Below are 21,290 nucleotides of genomic sequence, written 5' to 3'. Positions count from 1 at the left end.
AGTGTGCTGTTCCAGCGACAATGGAGGGAACACACGTTGTTAGTTCTCAGTACGGAGGATTCAACAGCCGTAAAATTGTGCTCAAAGAAACATCAAGAGCCATTTTCAATCCAAGGGCATTCCCTAGTGTATAGGTATTGATACAGTGGTAGTCAGGTCAAGTTTAAATGGGTCTACTACAGTACCTATGTTATGGAAGGTCAAAATATGTGACGGGCAGACATACGTAAATCTCGTGTAGTATATATCTATTAGAATTCGATCTCTGATAGATTTTTTTATTGCGACAGATAGGTATCTCGATAGCTCACGTGGCTCGTTTGAGTGATCGGAAAGGATGATATGCTCGGACGCATACATATTGTCAGCAATAGTAACAGGCAATAAGTAAATTTGACATGGTTTCATATCAGACGCACACTTATTGTTCTCGTTGGGATTGTTGTTGCGGTAAAGTCTTAACATAGCGAGTTGTTAGACAATGAAAGACAGTCTAGAAATGCTTAAGTTACAGCAACTTGTCGAAAATGGGCAAAACGTATTGTTGTTTGGACCGGAAACTCCCAAGTCACAATTAACAGTCAAGAATTATTTTCGTACGCTTCAGAGCCACGGTAAAAAAGTCACAACTGTTGAGATATCTGATAGTTGGAATGCTCTTGAATTTTCCAATCGCTTAAGTTCAGCTATTATAGAAACATTTCAAAGCATTCCAGTGCATATGCATAGTCGGAAGGATTTACGATACCAAGTCATATTGGAAGATGCTTTAAGCTGGGCAAATCATCAGTGCATGGAAAATGAATGTCATTTGGTTATAGTGCTAAAGGAGTTTCATCTTCTGAAGGACATGTTTGGTGGTAGAGTAGATGCGGCTTTTCGAACCGTCATTCAGAGAACCAGAAACATATCATTTGTGTTCATGAGCTCTGAGAAGGAAGCTCTGAGCCGGATGTTTATCCACAAGTCGCAGCCTTTGTACGGTATGGCCAGTTCAATCAATATTTCATAGTGGCCTTTGTTAAATTCGAAGGCAAGACTGAGTGAAGAATTGGATAAGCCGAAATACAAGAAACTATCGCCATCGGCATAGTTTTCGGTGGTAGAGTAGCAATCCTAATCTAGGAATAGTAAACGATTCTTAAACTGCAGCAATTCTACTGTAGCCATCTATTTTAAAACTAGTGGTTACACAACAGTCATTTAGAATGACTAGATAGACATGTGCGCTGACCAAGGCGTAACATTAGAAATCAGTGCGTTTATCAGCCGAGGTCGTCTTGTCGTTGATTTGGTGGAAGGATGAGGCTCCTCTGCTGAACCTGGCATAAGTGTGCCTGCTTTTGGTCCGGTTTCATTGGACACCCATTTTCTGAGATAGAAGCGTGTAACCGAATGCCTTCGAATCCAAGGTTTGTGTGCTGTTGGCTCCAGTTCGTCATTTGAGCTCACTGATTCACAGTACCACCAACCGGCGGGAGGTTTGCTTACGAACCTGAGAAAACGATATTAGAGTAAAAGTTAAGGATCCCAGGGTTTATTGTTGCGACCATAACTTGTCCGTTTAGGACAAGTTATGGTCGCAATTCGATTCTTTTTGTCCGCTAGAACTTTGTTCAATTATCTATCCTTGCCAGCATCGGCAATAGGGCCCTATTATTCTTGAGTTTCAGGGCTTCGTAACAGATCCACACTGGGAGTTCAGCCTACTATACCAATTGTGACTTCTGTGGAACAAGCTGCCAAATATGTTTCACGGAGGCTGATTATCATGCGCACCGCCACCGCAAAAACCGTCGGCTGAAGAAGATGTATGACGAAGAGCAACTCAAGTCCGAGCCGCGCAAGGAAGCCCTTGAGGGAAGTGGTAAAGCCATCTCTCCGTCGTGAAATGGCGTAAAAGGCAGTGGTAGCGGCCCATTGTAGCATTCGCCAGACCTGTGTGACCTTCGGAATCAGTGAGACCTGCTATCGCTATCAGGCCAAGCTCAGTACTGAGAACGCTGAGATTGCAGATCTGCTGGCTATGCTGACCCATAACCAGCGCTAAACCGGGCCGATCGACTATTGGACCACATATGGCGCGATGGGTTCAAGTACGCCAAAGCGGGAGTACTGCTGACGGACCTATACCCACTGACAGCCTGGCAGCCGGATCTGTTTCAGGAAGCAGGTAACCAACCCAAGCGTCAGGAACTGCTGAGTCTAGTCGACCGTTTGAATAGTGAATGTCGGGGAGCGGTAACTTTCGCCAGTGAAGGTACAAAGACGGGGCGTACTAATATGCGCCAGGATCGACTGTCACCCCGGTTCACCACACGTTTCAATGAGGTGCCGAGAGCGCGATTGGATTAGCCGTTGCCTGCCTTAGCACCTGGTACTAGCGGAACTGGATCTCCGATAGGTTCAAACGCTGGTTCGTTTACCGGTACCGCCTCCAGCGATCGTCTGTAATCAGTGATACTGAACAGCGGTTCGAATTCTTCATGAGGAATACTCTTGTCAAACCACCTGCTGAGCTCGTTCTGTTGCAACTCCAGAGGAAACGACTTGTAGTGAATGTCCAAGAAGTCAGGGTGCGGTAGCAAGGTGATGACCCTAGTGGACACTAACGGCTGCCCATCAGGCCCAATCCAGTGCTTGCACATTGCCCCGAACATCATAATCTTGCCTGGGTCGTAAATCAGATACCGGTGTTTGGCAATGGGGCGTGGAGGCTTTTTCTGTTCATCTGGTGTCAGCGCCGTTAAGAGCCAGCCCCCAGAGTATGTCGGTTGCCATTCGAAGAACTCACGGGCGAATACGACCGCCCGGTAACTGCGCGGCGGGATTGAATGCATCTTTGAAATCAAAATTCGGCGCGACTGGCAATTGAATGAAGCCCACTTGGTATCGGGCTGCAGTGTTTGCTTGTCGAGCTTCAGCCACCACACCGCGGACATAACCTGGCGGTCTTTCTTCGTGGGCACCATGCTTAGAACCCGGTCAGTAGGTCCATCTCGCGTTTCGGATTAACCACTGTGCCCAGGATTTTGTCTAAGTCACCCGCGGTGTAGCCCGCCTCAGACAAGATCCCGGGCAAGGCTGGGTGATCGTTCACGTTATAGATAGCACCGCATATCTATATCCCACCGTCATGTGGCTTTCTTAGAGATCAAAAAAATGAGTGTAAACTCTAGTCGCATATAAATGACGATTGATAAAAGATTATCTGATGTTTTTTGATCTATTCTTTTTGCGTTTAGCTTTTTGAGTATCAATTGCCTTTTGCAAAAAAACCAATAGCTCATAGTCCTGAAAGTTCTTTATAATTTCCTTTTGGGTGAAATAGTTCAGCGCATTCTCTAGTGTAATTGTACGATCTTTTGATATCAATGTAGAAACCGCTTGCTCCATCTGATATTCGATTCTCAGAACCTGCTGAGAGCGTATCGTAAAACGATGTTCTGAAAGCGCATCACTAACGCGCTGGCAAAGTCCGGAAAACCTCCTTTGCAGGTAAGACTCAGATACACCAAAGCGCTGAGCAATCTTAGTTCGGCTTATAGGTTCATGTTGACCAGCTATAACCCCATTCAAGAACTTTGATATCCTGCTTTCAAGCATAAGGCTATTGTATTCAGACTTTTTATTTAGCTTTAGAGCAATCCTTCCATTAAGTGCCACTTTTTTCAAAAAGACTTGGGTATCATAAAATAGTTGGTGTGGACCAAATAACCCTAAGGCTTTTTGCAGCAAAAACAGAGTATCAAGCTGGGGCTTCCTACTGCCAGAAATCCACTTTCGAACAATATCCTCAGAAACCCCCATTGCGTCACCTAAGTACCGGCTGGTAGCACTTGGGAATATGCTGCGCAGGGCCTTCAAATTTTTGACCAGCTGCGCCTTTCTAGGCCTGTATTCCGAGTATGTATTTGCATAGAAGAGAGTGAAAACTTCTCTCAGTTGAAGCCACTCTTGTTCGTTGATTGAAATAGTATTGCTGTTACCAAGGAATGCATGGCAATAATGACAATGACCTATCTCTACCGTAGTTGATATATATGGTTGACTCTTTTTGCACCAGGTACAAGAGCTACTTAACTTAACTGCATGCAACATACAAATATTTATTCTGTCCATAGACCAGTACAAATCATCAAATATCGCATTCGAGTTATCAAAGGGCCTGCGCTTATCTCTTCGCTCCTGATAGCAAAGATGGCACCACTTCCTTTGTTTAGAAATTAGACCATGAGCCTTGCTATCTACTACATCTTCTAAAAAACTATAGGAATTACATTTGTCAGAGTCTACTCCGAGAAGTATATTCAATTGCCGCTCCAAACGTTTAGTTTTTGGAGTGCAAGAATTCAGGCATGTAGCGACCTCAAATTGAAAAAATTCACGATTAAGTGCCTTACCGTCATTTAGGTAGTGCTGTACAAAGGCGGTTGGAGGAATACCGTATTTGAGGCTAACTCGCGATATTCTAGACGTATTGGACTCTGGTCCTGTTATCGATCGATCGTGAATCATGAAGATCGATGGATTGTAACCATAGTAACCTGCATATTCAAAGTGAATCACTTGATTGGGTCCCTTACTGGCTTTAACACTCCAGGCCTACCTTTTCGTTTCTTCGCTTTCTTGGTTGGCAATCCCATCAACGAAGCAATTTCGGTATAATCAGTTTGACTAAATTCAACTTCTCCTTCTTCTATTTCGTGGTATATCTGTCTAAGCTCACGAGCATCAAGGGAGTTCAGAATGATCTTACTATGAGTGAGAGTATCGTCTGTTGATAAATCTGCTAATGCCTTTTCAATCATCTGTTTTAAAATACCAATACAACCAAGGCATCGAACATATATTTCTGCGATATTCTCCGAGTTAAGCAATGCCTCATCTAAATCAAAACAGACGTGTGACAACAGGCCGCTATATGCTGTAAGAAATGCTTTTTGGTTGCTTTCCGTATCGAGCTTATATCGATGGAAATGGATCTTCTCGGCTCTTCTTGCTAACTGCCCGTTCCATTGGATTTTTGAGATTCCTTCATAGGTGCCCACAAGAACCATTTGGCACTTAGTAATGTTTGCAATACTTTTTAGAACATCAAGGTTTGTTTTAACATTTGCCTCAGTAAAGGCGAACATATGTTGTAACTCATCTAATATTATGACCTTGACATTTAGTTCTTTGATTCTGTCTTCAACTCTCTTTCGCAACTGATTTTCAGATAACGACTTTCCAGAAAACAAATGTACATCAGCCTCATACCCTGAGGTAATGACTTGACGCACTCTGTTGAGATCAGGATACATCATTGATTCAAGTAATCGACTATAGAACCCCTTCCAGGAAAACTGGGCACCTCCAAGTTTTGGTGTCTCTAGATAGATCGCTGGCAGTTTGGTTTCCATTTTAAGCTCAGTCGCCTGTCTGAACGTATCGTCCAATCCGTTCATGGCAACTACTGTTTTTCCCGCTCCGGTTGGCCCACTAACAAGTATTATTTGATATAGCTCTGGTTTGAATAATTTTTTATTGAGCGACTCATGAATTTCTTTCAGAATTTCATGCTGAAGTATAAAACCAGTAGAAAAATACTCGAGACGTTCTTTGTGAGAGGCTTCCAATAGCTCTTTTGGAAAACTAGGCGTTGGATGAAACATTCTATCACTTCCTTCGGTCAATAGAGTTGGGTACCTGAAGACTCCAGGGATCCAAGTATTCAGCTTCCTCTTTTATAGCAATAGTTGGCTTCACGGCTACCTTATCATTCACTGATTCGGACTCATCAACCTTATTATATTTATTCATCTTACTAGGTCCGTTAAATTTGACTATCGCTTCTTTTTCTTTATGTATTGAAGCAGTCAATTTATATGAATTATTTCGATTAGCTTTGTCTTTGGCGGTTTGCTCTATCGCAAGTTCCTCAGAAATAATTCGACGCTCCGTATTCACGTTGACCTTTGCAGTTGTTGTTGCTTTGATCCATCTTTTATCAAAGTAAATATATAGCGACCTATAGTCTTCCGGGTCCCAACGTGCATCACATTGCTCTCCTTTAGGTGAAGCTTGATGAAAGACAACATTCCAGTAGTCCATTTTCTCATATCGGACCGGTCTTCCTTTTCTAATAGTTACGTATCCCTTGTTAACGGTTGGAAGGGTATTAAAAAAGAATTCATCATCGCATGAAACTTTACAATCAGGTTTAATGCCAAACATCCTGATGCTCTGCCTAGACAACTCCAAACAACTCAGCTCACCTTTCTCGACATAAGTGCGATTGTATTCCTGCAGCAAATTTACCAGAAGCCTATCTATATCACTCAACCGCCAAACTGCTTGATTTGATGGTAAGTCCCTAGCAGTTAATTGCCTCACATTCTTACTTGCCTTGGAATTTCCTTCTAGGTTGTGGAAAAATTTCGAATTCAATACACCAAAAGCTCTTTCGATTGTAGTTCCGGCTTTGGGGTTGCCTTCTCTGGATGTCTTTGATATCGAGTATCTTGCACAAAGTCGTTCAATACTTCGGCAGTTCAATTCGCGGCCTCCATCAACAAATATTGATTCTGGAACCAAACCCCACTGGTCTACCATATTACGTATGCACATCATTACGTTAATGTAGCTCGGATGCCTGAAAGTCAAATAGTGACCTAAAAAAATACCTGTATAGCTGTCTCGTATGGCAGTGAGCCAAGGCTTTTGAGATTGTTTAAGGTTATCGGTCAACGTGAATAAGTCTATCTGCGTATGGTCCAGATGACAGTGTTGCAGGTATCGTGTTGCACGGCTGAAAGGTAGTTCACCTTCTAACCCACGGTTAAAAATATCCATCTGATATGATTTTTTTCCACTTACCCTTGAATATGCCAATTGAACATCTGAAAGTTGATTAAGATAAGTACTTACTGTGGTTATTGTGGGTGCTGGGAGATTCTTAGATTGGCATTTAATCTTAACAATTCTATGAACTTCACTTTTGGATACAGCAGTTCTAGACTGATAATATTCCTCACTTACTGCTTTAATAATTGACATAATCTGAGGATCAATTTTTGAATTTCTATTTCCCATGTGAGACTTTCGTGGTAACAGTGCTGCTATCGGCGATTTACTGTGTTCTTCAATTTTCTTTAGCTTGCGGTAAACTGAGCGTGTGCTTATCCCTAGCTGGACACCAACAGACTCAATGTCATTTGTAGATTCAATATTATGTAAAAGGCTAAATTCGTATGTCGCTCGCTCTAGATCTTTTCCATCAGCAGATAGCAACTCGCTATCTAAGTTTTCGACATTAAAATTGAAGTCGCTGTCTTTGGTATTCCCACTTTTATATGCTGATAGCAGCTTATAATGCGATTCAGATGCATACACTGTTCTATCATCTACATGCAATAGCGAGCGTGTACTAATAGGGAAAAAACATATCTTTGTTTGAATACAGTGATAGATTTCTGATAAGGAGACGCCTAAACCTACTAGAGTGTCTATGTGGACAAAGCCTTCCTCTTTCAAAATATTTCTCAAGCGATTGATGTTAGATTGAGTAGGGTTTTCTTGTTGATAACCATAAAGAAGGTCCAAATTTTCAGATTCTACTTTGTTTATGTCTTCTTCAGTAATAAAGCGATAGCCAATACCTGAACCGTCAAGATAACGATCAAAAGCAGGGCTGTAGAATCGATTACTGATTTCATCATATGAAACGTGATCTGGTCTTTTTCTTGATATTTTTAGTAGCTCCTCCTTTCGTTTGCATTCAACGTAATAAGCGCCACTATTAGTTATTGCAAAGTAGTCTAAAGTATTTCCTCCCGAGAATCTCCTGCCATTACTTGTTATGTACTGAAGAAAAACTGTGGGAGGCTGATCATAAAACTCTAATACATCAGGATCAAATTCCAAAGACAGTAAAACAGGATATTCTAAGGTTTTACTTTCAGCCTGAATTATACGGCTCATTTTCTTGCTTGGGAATCGTATGGCAATGTTACCCGAGACACCGTTGGCAGACACTCGCCTAGCGGGTTCGCTTGATCGGATAGTGTTGATAATTTCAACACCCCTTAATGTTAAACCCCACGACTTAGGTGCATTGTCAATTGTAAGATTTTTGAGCACAGTGGTCACCATGGCATTGAAGATAGTAATTGATACAATATCTAGTCTAGTTAAAGTCGATTGAGTATAACGGTAGAGTAGTTTCAACTATCTAATAAATCGAATTAGGTTACAACTATGCCTCAAATTATTTTCCCGAATCAGTTTCTTTAAAGGTCACGCCTGAACTACACATAAACCGGCACGCATATTTTGCTTTGCTGTTAGCAAAGTTCTAAAACGTTCTTTCGAATGGCCAGAGCTCTTGATTAATCTGAGTGTTCACATGTGAACACTTTAATAGAATGCTGGAGTTCATGTTTTAAGGAACTGTTGAGTGCTGACACATTAATTCGGTCTAGTTGTGTTGTATGACGGATTGCAGCCAGGGGGTTGAGGTTCAATATTGGCTCCCCCGTCTTAATCATTCAAAAGTGTTCACATGTGAACACTTTTTCAAGTTAGTCAGTAGATACTATGTTGAACCTATAGAGGTCACGAGAAAGCGGGGAATAGCTGAGTTGGTGCCTCAGGGTTGATCTGACTATTTGGCTCTGTATTTTAAATAGTCTTGTAAGTGAGGTGTGTTAATGGCATGAAGATTGCTTTGATTGCTACGCGCAAGTCTTCAAATTACTGTTCACTGCTGATTCTTTTGGTAACCTTTGTACTTGAATTGGTTAGATTAAAATTGACTGAATGCAATGGTGCACAATCATTACTGATAGTGAGAATGTCTCCTCATCCGTAATACAGACGCTCCGGTTAGGCCAAGTCATTCAGGCTGATTGGTTTAAATGGACAGTCCTGTACTAATAGTTTCCTTTACATTCGAGACGTGACTGCTAACTTAGAAGAGTAAATCTCTATGGAGAGTTGAACATGCTGAAATGGATAACAAAAATTCGAGTAGAAGGTGACTCGCGATTCATTTCACTGCCTGAGGACCTGCTACGAGAAACACAATGGAGAATAGGAGATGAGCTGGTTCTGACAGTAGCTGATGGATATGTTGAGCTTCATTCAAACAGAAAGCCAAGCCTTAAAGATTTAATGGCCAATGTCCCCGAGGGTGGACTACCATCAGTTGAAGAGCTCATAGGGTTGAGTTCCCCGATAAAAGCAGTCGGTCGGGAGGTTTAGTTTACGTTATCTGGGCAAGATTCATAAGGCTGAGTCTATTGTGAGAATATATACAGTTCCTCTGGGTAGCCTCTGCAGCCAACAAAGTGCTTCCATTGCGACATCAATCGACTCTATACCTGGAACTATTGGAGAATGCCACGCGGTTTCTCGATCAGCTTGCTCTACAGTAACTGCGCGCCCTGTCCATGCAACAGCCGATCGAAAACAATGGTGTGGAAAACCAGATACTGTTATGAGCACTGGGTTGTTCAAACTGGCTGTTCACCGGATCACAGCGAGTCTTATGCGTATCTGAAAGACTTGTACATCAGGTTGCCAATGCAGCGAGCGAGTGGGATCGACAAATTGGTGCTACAATGCTAGCAATAAACTAACAAGAGTTGATGATCGGACGATCAGCTCCTGATGCGCGAGCCATTCGTGCCGATCTTTCTTTTGGGGCCAAGTATCAGCCATGCTTGAATCTCTAACCAACTTGATTGCTAGCTTGTATTTCCCTTCCACAACTCGAAGAAGGGGAGTCCTCGTATTACTTCGCCCGATATATCGAATGACTTGTAGACGCAGTGGTGGTTTGGCAAGGTCTTGACTCGTTCGGATAGCTCCCCTAATTCAGAAGTAAAGCCCAAGGCGCCCATCTCGGCGGCGGTAGCATTTGGTACCTTGTGGATGAACCAGGTGAGCAGGGGTTCCCTGTAATCCGTGGCACCGGCCTTGAAGTGCCTCAGGTACTGAGATGCTAGTATTACCCCGGTACCAAATTCCCTGCCCTGCAGCAGTAGCTTACGGAGTACGTCGAACTCATAGCGCATGATGTTGTCGGCTTCGTCGACGAGTAGGTAGGAATCAATGACTCGCAATTGAGGGTTTTGGCCAAGAAAGGGACGCTTTGGAGTTTTGAGCATATTCTCGTAAAACATGTTCAGCATGATGACGACAAGCAAGTTCTTGCTACGGTCGTCTTGGCCAAGGGCGTCAAGAGATATAACCACGATACCGTCGAGGAAATCATCAAATGATTTTGTCCGATAATGTTCAGGCTCAAAGATCTCCATGTCTACTAAGTCGTCGATGATAGCCATCGGCGAATCGGATTTCCCGCCTAGCAGATCCCTGTATTCCGCATGAATGTCATATATCGTTGGCGCGTGACCCTGCGCGTTGCAAGTTGCATAGGCATTCCGGACTGCGCTTTTCAGCTTGTCCCGTTGGACCGGCCCTATACCAGAATAAACCTTGTCTAGAATGTCTGCGAAGAAGCGAAAACGATCCAGCCAAGGAGCTACTGACTCACCCATGTCGGCAGTGTCGAAAAGATTGAGTGGTAGCCGGGAGGGCCGTATAACCCGCGCCCCTGTGGCTTCCACGAATTCCGGGCTACTATAGTCCCGCTTATAGTCGAAGATCAGTAATCTCGGCTTGATATCCCTGTTCGATTCTCGCGCTGTTGCTATCTGAAGGATCAAGGACTTCAGTAACTGTGTCTTGCCGGTCCCTAGATCCCCTACTACTCCGATATTGAGCTGGTTAAGTTGGGTGTCCGAAATGTTTAAGTCAAGTTGCTGAGGCTCGAAACCATCGACTGTATTTCCTACTGACAGCGTAATCCCTCTACTTTTACTAGAAGGACCGGCCGGGTTGGTTTCGGTTATAGTCTCGGAGGGGAGGCCTCCTAATGACTTTTTATCTGCTTCGCTAGGAGCAAGTCCGGTTGGCTGGGTATTGGCATTATTTGGCTCCTTCTCTATCTTTTGTGTGTCGGCAGACGGTCGGCCTGGAGAAGGGGGTGGGGTGAGATCCGACGCCTTGGCCGCCTCGGGTATCAACCCCCAGGTGCCTACCTTTCCTCGTACGGCTTCATAAAATATGTGGGCGTCACCCGCCACGATCCGGCCAGCGTCTGGCAGGGAGATGAATATACTCTCTGGGTAGCCATCGCCGTCATGGTCGCGAGGACCGCTTTGTGACGAGTCATCCACGACTATCAATCGGCCACGCCCATCGACGCTTGTCACAGGTGTAGGGCCGAGGATCCCGGCTGCGATCATCTCGTGGTATTCAGCCCAACGAGCTCCTTGCATGGAAACGGATTCTTGCTGGCTATAGACACGTAGCCCAAAACCCACCATGGAGAGTAATAAGTGTTGGTAAGCGAGCTTCCAAGCAAGGGACTTCTCAGCGCGTTCCTGAATTGAGAGGAAAAGTTTCGAAAGGGCCTTGGCTTGGGCCAGGGCTTCCTTAGAATCGGATTGACTGAAGGTTGCTCCTTGCCTGCACTTTACTTCTACCGGGGTGAGATGCATCCGGATTTCTTTACTGCAAGCGCGGATTCCAATCACCAACAGGTCTGGACGCGAGAGAGATGCATCCTTCTTTTCCTTCCCAAGCGAACGCGCGAGATCGGCTAAGTAGCCCCGGAAGGGATCGACAGGCACGATCAAGGCTATTGTCGTATCTTCCTGAGATCCCGAAATTACCGGAAGGAGACTATCAGTATTGCCGGACACGCGGAATTGATCCTGAAGGAGGCGTACCGATAGGAAAAGTCCCAGATCCCCCGTGGCGCCGGTGTCATCACCAGAAAGTCCTCGGACTGTCGGTATTCCTCTTCGTGCTACTTCTAATAATATTTGCTCTACTTGTTCGTCAGCTAGGTCGTTGCAATTTGGCAGGAGCTCCAATACGCGCCTGAGGGCTTCCCGATCAGCTACTCGTATCTGGGACAGTAGGTAATAGCCGTTTGTGTCTCCCGCCCGGCTTGAGTATGAGGGAAGGTCATAGTCCCAAAGATAGGTTCCCTTAATACGCCCCCCAAGAAAACAAGCTGGATCAATGGCAGAGGATGAAACAGCGACGAAGCTGGTGTTTTTTTCCTCGAGCATGTTCGAGATGGCATGAACGTTCGGGGCAAATTGCAAACCTATCTTGTCATCGCTGGCACTTTCGATGGTAGTAATACAGCTAGCTATTTTGTCGGCGAGAACGTCTCCTGAAGGTGGCATCGAAAGACCTTCCCTAGACTCATTCAGAAAAGCATTGTGCAATTGGCGTCTTATACGATGCCGGAGCAGGCCGCCAATACCAAGTGGTGAACGAATACCGACAGGTGTTGCCTCCGGCTGTGCGGATTCAAGCTGGGCTATTATCCCAAGGTCTGGCTTGGTTCCCTTTGGTTGCCTATCGAACCAACGGACATGACTACCGGTGTCCTCGGATAGATTGGCTATGGTTGCCTGGTCAGGACGAGAACTATTTGGTCGCGTGTCGAATACTTCCAGTATTCTGGGACCCGTTCCCGGGAATGCTGAGCTTTTTTCTTTGTTGCCGAAACGTCTGGTACACCAGATTGCGAGTCCTTCATTACATGCGTCCGTGGTTCCTCCAGCGCTGGAGACAACGATACTTATGATTGGTTTCGCTGAAAGGAGATCTGAAACGTCTTCGAGAGCCCTTGATACCTGAGCAGGGCTGAATCCATTCGAGACGCCCCCAACTATCAGACCAAACGTGTCATCTAGAGGCGACTGGTTTGATTTGTCGGCGATCTGACCAAGTCGGGATCCATTCCAAAGGACAGACCAATAGTCAGAATTGCATTCGACGGACAGGAAGTCCACGCGGTCGATACCGTTAGGACCCCCGGGTGCCTGAAGTGACATGGTGAGGATGTCCGGTACGCATGAAGGATCTAGGATACTTGCTGCCGGGCAGGGACGGGGATCTTCTCCTTCCACTTCTTCATGGAGCACGTATTGGGCAAAGCAGTGCCATGCGAGGCGCAAGGGGTGCAGTGGAGAGAGGATAATCGCATCTGGGATCCGCGCGAGGGTCTGCCCGTCCATCTCTCTCGGACAAACGGCAATCGTATCTACCCAACACGCTATGTCGCGATCGCTGGAAAGCCAGTTCAGGTATGCACCCAAATAGTCCTCAACAAGGGATCGAAAACTAGTATCTCTTGCCAACCATTTGCCCAGCGGGGCGGATTCAACCAGTCCTGACTGGTCGTTCGTCAGCCTTATACGACTGAATATTTGTCGTCGGGCTTCGATGAACTCCTTTGGGGGTTGAAAAAAAGAGGTCTCTGGACGAGGATCGTGAAGGAACCGAGCTTTTGAAAGAATTGGGCCGTGGCTGCCACTCCAGTCTGGAGGAGCCCACTGGGAAGAATAGTCGTCCGATAATACAAGTGGAATGAAAGAGCTGGATATATTCTGTTCATCAAGTAGCCATCCTTGCAGGCTTGAGGATCTTGCGTGGCGCTCAAGCTGAACGATTGCCTTCGTATCGAGTTTCTCCAGATTGCTCCGGTTCAGCTTGATCAGGCGCTCAAACTCGCTCTTGCAGCCTTCCTCTTTTACTTCCTCGCAGGCGACGTTGATCTTGCAGGTTTCAATACCCTGTCTGGTAGCTGGCTGGAAGGAAACCTCCAGCTGGCAATTTCCATCGGCTTCAATTTCTACTTGGTATTGTCCACCCCCTATGTCGTGGACAGAGAGAGTCTGTTGGCCTCCGTCCGGTTTTTCTGTTGCATCATCAGGAATTCCCGTCGCGCTAACTACCGTGGCCCCGGGTGATGTGAAGAGAAGGATTTCGTAACGTCCTGGCCCAGGGAGGGATAACGCAGTTTCCCAATTCGCGGAGGAGCGGCCTTTGCGAGGTTTTCTCGGGGGGGTAAGTTTTCTTGCCATTCGGCAACTTACCATTATGCCCGGAACCCACGTTGCCAGCGATATAACCCTTGTTGTTGCGGCTTTGCGACCCTCTACTGCGATTTTATAGGTGATCGGGGTTTTCTGTCCGTTGGAAGGCGGGGTATCTTTTAGCGACCTTGCTCTATCCACAACTAATGAATGCGGCAACTTCCCATGGGAGCCACCAGTCAAGTGGACCTCAACCGAGGAGGCTTCATCGTCATCGCCTCCCACATCAACAGACAGCTCGACGACATCGCGAACGATGGCGGGCATGTTTCTAACTATGGGAAGCAGGGCATTTGTACACGTGATCGAGAGCTCTCCAGTCGCCTCATCTAGCCCTTCTGATAGCAGCTCTGTCCAGCACTCAGTATCTAGCGTTTTCCACCACTGCGGTGGTTGTTCGATTTCGAAAGAATCGGCAGGAATATAGAATGCTTGGGTCGCTCTTTCAAATGCCGTGGGTACTTCACAGTTTGATTGAATATGCTTTAAGAATGCCTCGAGTGCCTCCTTCGTGGTGTTTTCCAATGTTGCATCATTGGTAATGCCATCGATGCCTGTTTTGAATCCATCGGCCATCTCGCTAGCAACCTGATCAATAATGTTTAGCTGTTGCTTGGTGGACAGGTCCCCGCTGCGAGTAGGTGGTGTGCCGCATGCTAGTGCAAGCGCAACGCCTGCTGACAATCCATGTTCATTCTCCGGTATGGAATATATTCGAGATATTAATCTCCAAGCAGCTATCCTGCTTCCGCCATCTTCCTCCATTTCATCTAGAGCAGAGGCAGCACTCTCTATCAAATTAGTTGCATCCAGAATTGAACTCCTTTCAATGCCGGCGGCCTCAAGTCCTTGCCTGACCAGACTCTGTACAAACCCATCTTCCCACCATTGCTCGAAGGTAGAATGCTCGGTATTACTTGAGGCGCTGATGCCAAACTCATCGGTGGTAGAGGCGACTGATCGATTGTTGTGTTGGCCAGGCGGGACTAAGGCAATGAAACTAGAGCTATGGGGATCATTGCGTATATGAAGCAGGTGGTTCTCATCACACTTGCCAGACATTCCAATGCCGGGGTTTGGATCACTATGATGTCCCTGAGGCATTTGAAGCAGAACCGGGAGTAAGACTTTTTTGCCACCCACCAGGCTGATCTCTATTCCTCCATTCTTGGAAAGTTCGAGGAATAGGCGTTCCAGAATATCCATGGGAGGGCCATGGAATATGAATCGGGATTCCATCTTGTTGGTGTTCGTAGTGCGTCCTCGAACTGAACCTTGGACCTTCTGCGAAGTGATCCACGCAAGGCGTTGTACCAGTTTATTCATATACTTTCGCTTATGGACTGGGTGGCGGGGAAGGGGGGTAACAACAGCATGCCGCTTTCTGCATCTGGGCTATCGAGTACTAGCCCAAGCATCCTGAGTTGCTGGCCGAGGTCATTATGCGCAATATCGTGCCGGTCAATGGCGATGCCATAGTCAGCTAAATGCTGGGCTAGCCGGTGTATGGATCTCGGGCCTACCATGCCAAAGAGGGCGCAATGGACCAAGGCAAGGACAGACACTGGACCGAGGGATACTATCCAGGGGCTTGATGGACTATTGCCTTTTTTCTTAAGGACATATCCTTGGTCGTAACCCCTAAGCAAATGAATTGCTGTCTGCCTCTGTCCAAGAGCGTGACGAGCAAACTCAAGAAGATTTGAGCCAATGCCTTTCCTGCAATTCAAGGCGCGCGCCTCCCGCTCTCGGATTTCAACTAGATCTTCCATCGTACCGGCCTCTATTAGAGCTCCTTTGTTGGACTGGATATGGTGGCACAATTCAGTGATGTCCTTGCTAGAACAAAGATTTCCCTCGAAGGCCGCCCCTGCTTGTTCCAGCGACCAAAGTAGCGTGTTGATGCCAAGTCTTGCTGCAAGGTAGTTGGAAGCACGGTCACGGAATCCTGGCAAAGCCTTCCCGCCGTAAGTCATGTAATGGGGTGAAGAAGGGAAGATTTGTGCCCGGACCTCTGGCTCAGAAATGGGCTCACTGTTTTCATATGCGTCAGATAGACAACGCCAGATCCTTGCTTGAACGTCACAGAGCCATATCACATGTGTTGCTGCGCCGAGGCGTAGAATCGATTCCAGAAGACTTGTCCACTGACGTCGAGTCATTGCCCCCTTTGCATGGATAACAGCGCGCAAATCATGGGTGAATTGTCTTGATGGTAGGAACCGGATGCTGTCAAAATCTTTCCTTGATAAGGTGGCCACCTCGATAGAGGGGACAGGGGCTAGCTCCCAAGTTGCAGGACTATTCCAAGCTTGGGTTTCTTGGCCTAGCCAGCGTGCAAATACGTCGTCGTCTTCTCCTACGCTCATTGCGTCGAAAAGTTCTGCCCATAATTCACGAGCCGAATTATCGTTCTCTGAACCGAGCCATACCATGCGGCGCAGGAGGCTACCAGCGGGCCAGGAATTACTGCTGAGACGGGCAGACCCAGAAAACAGAGCGACTTCTGGCACTAGCGGTGTTATCTGAAGGAATCGCTTGGATGACTGGTTCGGTAGTTTGGGGCTTTCGAGGACACCATGAAGAACTGAATGCCACGTGTCAGCTTTTAAGGTTGCCCCATCAGGTGATTGCAAACGCTTGTCACGGAACCGCTGGATCTTCCTATCTAGGTCTCTTCCAGCTTGAGGTACGCTACCTTCGGTAGCGGAGTCGTATCCAATTGTGCGATATAATGATGCTACAAGGACCTCTGAACTGGCATATTCTGGCGCAGGGCTGATCGAAAGCGCGGACTGTCTGTATTTAGGGTGTGATGACTTCCACGGCGCCTGCTTGAAATTGGTATAAGTCACTGCTGGCCCTCCCCGAGGGTTGCGACAAACCCGTTCCAAGATTGGCCGATTTCAGTACCGTCGGTGCCAAGCTTAATCGTTGCATCCATTAGTATCTCCGGGTCCCTGACGATTGGGCCTGAGAGTCTTGCGCGCGTAGTATCGAGCAAGGCTACAACGGTGCGAGGCAGGGACGCGGGAGACAAACCCCTCTCCAATTCCTTTACTGCCTTAAAAAGTTCATAGGTCAGTGGAATCGGCTGCTGGGATCTTCCTGTGCCAATTTGCAAAAAACAGATGGGTGATCGGGGGCGGCCTTGCGTTGGAAGTTGCAGCATCTTTACGGGGCGAGGCTGAACTATAAGGGTTGCTTGGCGCTGAGAGGGTGGCAAAGGCTGACCAAAGGTCGTAGTCAGGGAGACCTCGAATCCTTGACGAGTGTTTAGAAGTTCCTTAACTTGCTTTGCAACTTCGTACAAGCTCTGTCCCGTATCATCGTCCTCGACTACTTGCTGGAATGATGCGAGAGTTTCGGAATCCGCAACGACAGCCGAGCGGCTACATATGCTGCGTCTCACCAGCCGACAGGCAAAATCACGCAGGATACGTTGCAACCGGTTCGCTGCCGTTGGTCTTTTGCGTCGTATCGATGGAGCCGAAAGCAAAGCGTCAGCTTCGGCTAGTCTCTTCAGCAGGTCGATCTCCATCTTCGATAGGATCTGGTATTTCCGTACAAAATCAATCCCTCCGGCAAGGGACCGACTGAACCTGATATCGAGCTCCCCTAGTTTGATTCGGCTTCGGCTACTGACTGTAACTTCGGTGTCGGGGCTGGCGAGGGCAGGATCCAGAAGGTTAGACAAATTTTCTAGTAGCGAGGCTATTGTAGCTGGTAAATAATTGCTCTTGCGGCTTGCCAAGAAATGCTGGAGCCCGCGCAAGGTTCGTGTTTGGGCAAGCGATTTGTCTAGTCCAAGGTCCTTGATATCTTGCCGTATTAAATTGGCAACACTACTGTCCCAGTCATGGAAAAGTGCGTGCTGATAGCCTGACGTTGCGATATGAAATATCGCCGTTAGTTGGCCTATGCGAGGCGCTTTGTTTAATTGCCCAGAGTTGTCTTGTTCGACAAGGTGCATGGCCCATTCGCACGGGGAACCCTGTTTTTCTTGCGTGGTCGCTTGATTACCTGCCAACAGGTAAGATAGTAAAGAAAACAAATCACGAAAGCTCCAGCGTTTCCCGCTCGCCAGTTCGTTCCAACGGAGTATCTGCAATAAGGCTTCCTGATGACTCTGTCGGGCCAGCAAAGACTGACTATGGCAGAAAGGACAAGCAACACCCGCTGGGCACTCATCTTTTCCAGGCCAAAGTTCTGGCTTGGTAGCATACTCAAGCAGGGCCGAAGCAGGGGAAAGTTTACTGTCTTCAGGGCTGATCAGAAGTGATTCAACGTCCATTGGCCAAGAGGCCACTTCCGGGAAGCCTTCGAGGGGCCAGCAGGACAAAGCGCTGGAAGAAAGACTCACGGAGCGAGTAATTGTTTCCAATAAGTCACGAGGAAACTTCAGCTTGTTTTCGACGGTATGAATTAGCGCATCGTCTAGAATGCCCCTATTTACACAACACAGGTATATGTTTGTGTCGGGGCCCTCAAACATTGATGAGAGCTCTTCGACCAGAAGTTCTGAAGCGGACCTTCCTTCCTGTCCGGCCGTTACAGATGCGTCTTGTACTACGAATAAGTCCAATTGGCTCGGTACGGCGGCAAGGCTCCCCGCATCCGCCTGTATGGTCCGAGGGACAGCCTGTCCCACTGGTGGGTGGAATGCTTGGGAAAGCTTCTCCAGCAGTTTGCCATCCGCATCGAGGCCTCGATCCATACATTTTATGGTGTGTTCGATAGCCTCAGTCTTGCCGTTACCCGGTCCCCCGACCAGTAGGAGTATCCTCGGAGTCCCCTTTGTCCCCGAAGCAATCTTTTCTGCCCACGTTTCCAGCATCGATATTAGGTTAGTTCTTAAGAGGCTCTTGCCCGGGCGTCCGCTATGGGAATCAAACAGTCGCTTTACACCACCGGAGTGATGTCCTGCCCACTCGACCAATTCACGTGGGAACTGGGTCTCGGTCACTCCGGTTGCATCCATGAATTTTACTCCTTATGTGGCTGCGACCACTTCTTCTTGTGTGGTTTGAGAGCTTGCACAGAAATTTGGTTTTATTACCTTAGACGCTTCTTCCAGAGCTGCTGTGACTGCGAGCCCGATAGCCCGAGCGAGAAAGGGAGGAACCGCGTTTCCGACTTGGGTGTAGCGGGGGCACTCCTGTGAACGCATTGGCCCTCCTGTTGTGAATTTTCCGCTGAAGCGGAACCAATCAGGGAAACTTTGTATCCTTGCGCTTTCCCGCACAGTCAGTATTCGTGGCTTTGCGTAGTGGAGCACGTCGTCTGGGAGCGTAGTAATCGTAGGTGCGGGAAGGTCTTTCGACATTAAGTAAATCCGATGCTTCTTGAGTCCAAACCTTTCTCGGCTTTCTTTATCCATCAGTACGCCAGGCTTACACTCTTCAAGAATTCTTGTGAAGCGTTCCCGAACTTCTTGCCGATGCCTGGCTAGGCGCATGCTATCCATTGCATCTTTGCGGCAATGTTTGTTCATCAGCTTCTGGTATGTGGTATTCGGGCCCAGGTAGACTGCCTCCTCGAAACCTGGCGGTGAATAAGGGTCGACACAAGGCTGGCGGAGCAAGTGATCGGTGTTAAGATCGGATATTGCATCACTAGCCGTGACGATCTCCGGAAGACGAAATTTGGATAACTGCTCCAGTCGCTTCTCTTCTAACAACTGAAAAACCCTGTGTACGCCGCCATCTAGCTTGGCCGAAATATCATTGTTAAGTCCAAGTACAATGAGGCGCGATCGTTTCTGGGGTACGCCGAACCGAGACGCATCCATTAGTTCGCAATGGACATCGTAGCCAATAGCTTCAAGGTCTCTCTTGAGCTTGTCATAATAGGATTCCGATGCTTGCAGGCGGATTCCGTCATCCGTCTTGGTTGCATGGGCAACCTTCATTCCCGGAACATTTTCGAGGATGAGCGCAGATGGGCGTATTGCTTCGACGACCTCAACATATCTCTTGAACAGTAAGTTGCGAGGGTCTGACTCTTGACGCCTACCGGCAAAACTAAACCCCTGACACGGTGGACCTCCAGCGAGGATTTCTATTTTACCCTTGAGGTGAGTTAGTTCAGTATGGTGTTCGGCAAGCAAATCATCGATGCCCCAGGCCTTTTGCTCTAACCAGAAGGGCCAGGCGAATTTCTTGGCTGGCAACTTCCGTTTGCCGAGAAAGTTCGCAGAGAATGTCTCGAACGCCATTGGATCCTTCTCAATAGCGAACAAACCTTCCAGTCCTGCCAGCGACAAGCCGAGAGAAAGTCCTCCGCACCCGGCGAAGAGGTCTATAAATTTATAGTGAGCCATTTTGCTGTTATGGTTCCTTTCGCAATACGGGGATGGCCCGCAGCGGTAAAACAAGCCGCACAACGCGGCTTAGAGGAATCTTGGGTTTTTGATGCGATCCAAAACCGAATCTCGAGGCGGGGGAAATCGTAACGCCGCATTAGTTCCACCTCGGAGCACGTTATGACAGGGCGCTGAAGGACCTAAGATCCAAGGCAGCCCCTGCCTTGTATAGTGCATCGTAAAGAGAGGTTGTTCAAGCGAGAGGGAAGGTATATCCAACTCGAGAAACCGCAAAGTTGAATGAATTCAACTACATAGAGATGTTCTATAGCATGAAAAGGCAACACGGAGCTAAGGGAGGTATAGCACCGGTAGAGTGCGAGCAACACTATTTTAACGAGCCTGACAGAGCTCTAGTGAATTAGTGGCGATTCACTACCATAAAGTTAGTGGGTGCTTACCTTGAAGGGTCCTTAGTTAAGCATTGTGACAATGTATGATACAAAACTGTGATGAAATATGCTGTGAAAGGAACAGATGCCGAGGTTTCGAAAGCGTGTTGCGCATAACCCTTCTTTGAATTTCACAGGTTAATCAATTGCATATGTAGTGTTGATTAGTAGCTAAATGCGCTTAAAGTTAGTGATTGCATACCTGGAAAGTATTTAATATAGGGTTTGTGACCTTCTATGCTATATAGTTGTGACAAAGTATGCTGTAAACGACAAGGGGTGGCCCTTTTTTTTGATCCGCGAAGCGGGGCGTATCGTTCGCTAAAGCGTCCGGGTTCGACAAATCGGCAGGAAAGCCGATTTGGACGCCCGAAGGGCGCCCCGTAGGGGTTAGGCCCATGGATGGGCCGAATCATTCCCGCCGCCGTGCCTTAAGGTGAATGTAAACTCACACCCCCTGGGGTGTTTTTTTTTGATCTGCGTAGCAGGGCGTACCGTTCGCTAAAGCGCCGGGTTCGACCATTCGCCGGGCGCGAATGGTCCCGCCGAAGGCGCCCGAAGGGTCGGGGCCATGGATGGCTC

Annotated in this window: 10 protein-coding genes and 2 pseudogenes; 4 read left to right on the top strand and 8 right to left on the bottom strand. The window is 47.3% G+C overall.

What is annotated here, in order from left to right:
- Positions 1-481 precede the first annotated feature (481 nt).
- The 3 genes and pseudogenes from EP166_RS10180 (at position 482) to EP166_RS21735 (ending at position 2,355) form a co-directional block, all read left to right on the top strand.
- A complete protein-coding gene (locus EP166_RS10180; protein ID WP_127556704.1) occupies positions 482-1,012 on the top strand; it encodes an ATP-binding protein in 531 nt (176 codons plus the stop codon).
- Positions 1,013-1,788: 776 nt separating this feature from the next.
- Positions 1,789-2,047 (top strand): annotated as a pseudogene (locus EP166_RS21490) (IS3 family transposase); the annotation flags it as partial.
- Positions 2,048-2,067: 20 nt separating this feature from the next.
- On the top strand, positions 2,068-2,355 hold the full coding sequence (locus EP166_RS21735) for a DUF4113 domain-containing protein (protein ID WP_127556703.1): 288 nt from the start codon (positions 2,068-2,070) through the stop codon (positions 2,353-2,355).
- Here EP166_RS21735 and EP166_RS10170 read toward each other — a convergent pair.
- The 4 genes and pseudogenes from EP166_RS10170 to EP166_RS10155 form a co-directional block, all read right to left on the bottom strand.
- Positions 2,352-2,981 (bottom strand): annotated as a pseudogene (locus EP166_RS10170) (SOS response-associated peptidase family protein); the annotation flags it as partial. The gene EP166_RS21735 and the pseudogene EP166_RS10170 sit on opposite strands and share 4 nt — an antisense overlap.
- 226 nt (positions 2,982-3,207) lie before the next feature.
- A complete protein-coding gene (locus tag EP166_RS10165; protein ID WP_127556701.1) occupies positions 3,208-4,569 on the bottom strand; it encodes a helix-turn-helix domain-containing protein in 1,362 nt (453 codons plus the stop codon).
- Positions 4,566-5,657 (bottom strand): TniB family NTP-binding protein, encoded by a 1,092-nt coding sequence (locus EP166_RS10160; RefSeq protein WP_127556700.1) that lies wholly within the window; start codon positions 5,655-5,657, stop codon positions 4,566-4,568. Before EP166_RS10160 ends, EP166_RS10165 begins: the two co-directional genes overlap by 4 nt.
- A gap of 4 nt (positions 5,658-5,661) precedes the next feature.
- Positions 5,662-8,124 (bottom strand): PDDEXK family nuclease, encoded by a 2,463-nt coding sequence (locus tag EP166_RS10155; RefSeq protein ID WP_164743895.1) that lies wholly within the window; start codon positions 8,122-8,124, stop codon positions 5,662-5,664.
- Between the two features lie 861 nt (positions 8,125-8,985).
- Between EP166_RS10155 and EP166_RS10150 the strand changes: the two genes are divergently transcribed.
- Positions 8,986-9,246 (top strand): AbrB/MazE/SpoVT family DNA-binding domain-containing protein, encoded by a 261-nt coding sequence (locus tag EP166_RS10150; RefSeq protein ID WP_127556698.1) that lies wholly within the window; start codon positions 8,986-8,988, stop codon positions 9,244-9,246.
- Between the two features lie 485 nt (positions 9,247-9,731).
- On the opposite strand, the gene EP166_RS10145 is transcribed toward EP166_RS10150, so the two are convergent.
- From EP166_RS10145 to EP166_RS10130, 4 genes are all read right to left on the bottom strand, one after another.
- Complete coding sequence (locus EP166_RS10145; RefSeq protein ID WP_220432541.1) at positions 9,732-15,158, bottom strand: hypothetical protein; 5,427 nt, start codon at positions 15,156-15,158, stop codon at positions 9,732-9,734.
- Positions 15,159-15,274: 116 nt separating this feature from the next.
- Positions 15,275-16,807 (bottom strand): hypothetical protein, encoded by a 1,533-nt coding sequence (locus tag EP166_RS10140; RefSeq protein ID WP_127556696.1) that lies wholly within the window; start codon positions 16,805-16,807, stop codon positions 15,275-15,277.
- Positions 16,804-18,933 (bottom strand): hypothetical protein, encoded by a 2,130-nt coding sequence (locus EP166_RS10135; RefSeq protein WP_127556695.1) that lies wholly within the window; start codon positions 18,931-18,933, stop codon positions 16,804-16,806. The genes EP166_RS10140 and EP166_RS10135 overlap by 4 nt, the downstream gene beginning before the upstream one ends.
- Positions 18,934-18,945: 12 nt before the next feature.
- A complete protein-coding gene (locus tag EP166_RS10130) occupies positions 18,946-20,274 on the bottom strand; it encodes a DNA cytosine methyltransferase (protein WP_127556694.1) in 1,329 nt (442 codons plus the stop codon).
- Positions 20,275-21,290 lie beyond the last annotated feature (1,016 nt).

This window comes from Saccharospirillum alexandrii, from assembly GCF_004000275.1.
Lineage (GTDB): Bacteria > Pseudomonadota > Gammaproteobacteria > Pseudomonadales > Natronospirillaceae > Saccharospirillum > Saccharospirillum alexandrii.
The sequence above is the reverse complement of the archived record's forward strand: the minus strand, read 5'-3'. Positions and strand labels throughout refer to the sequence as shown.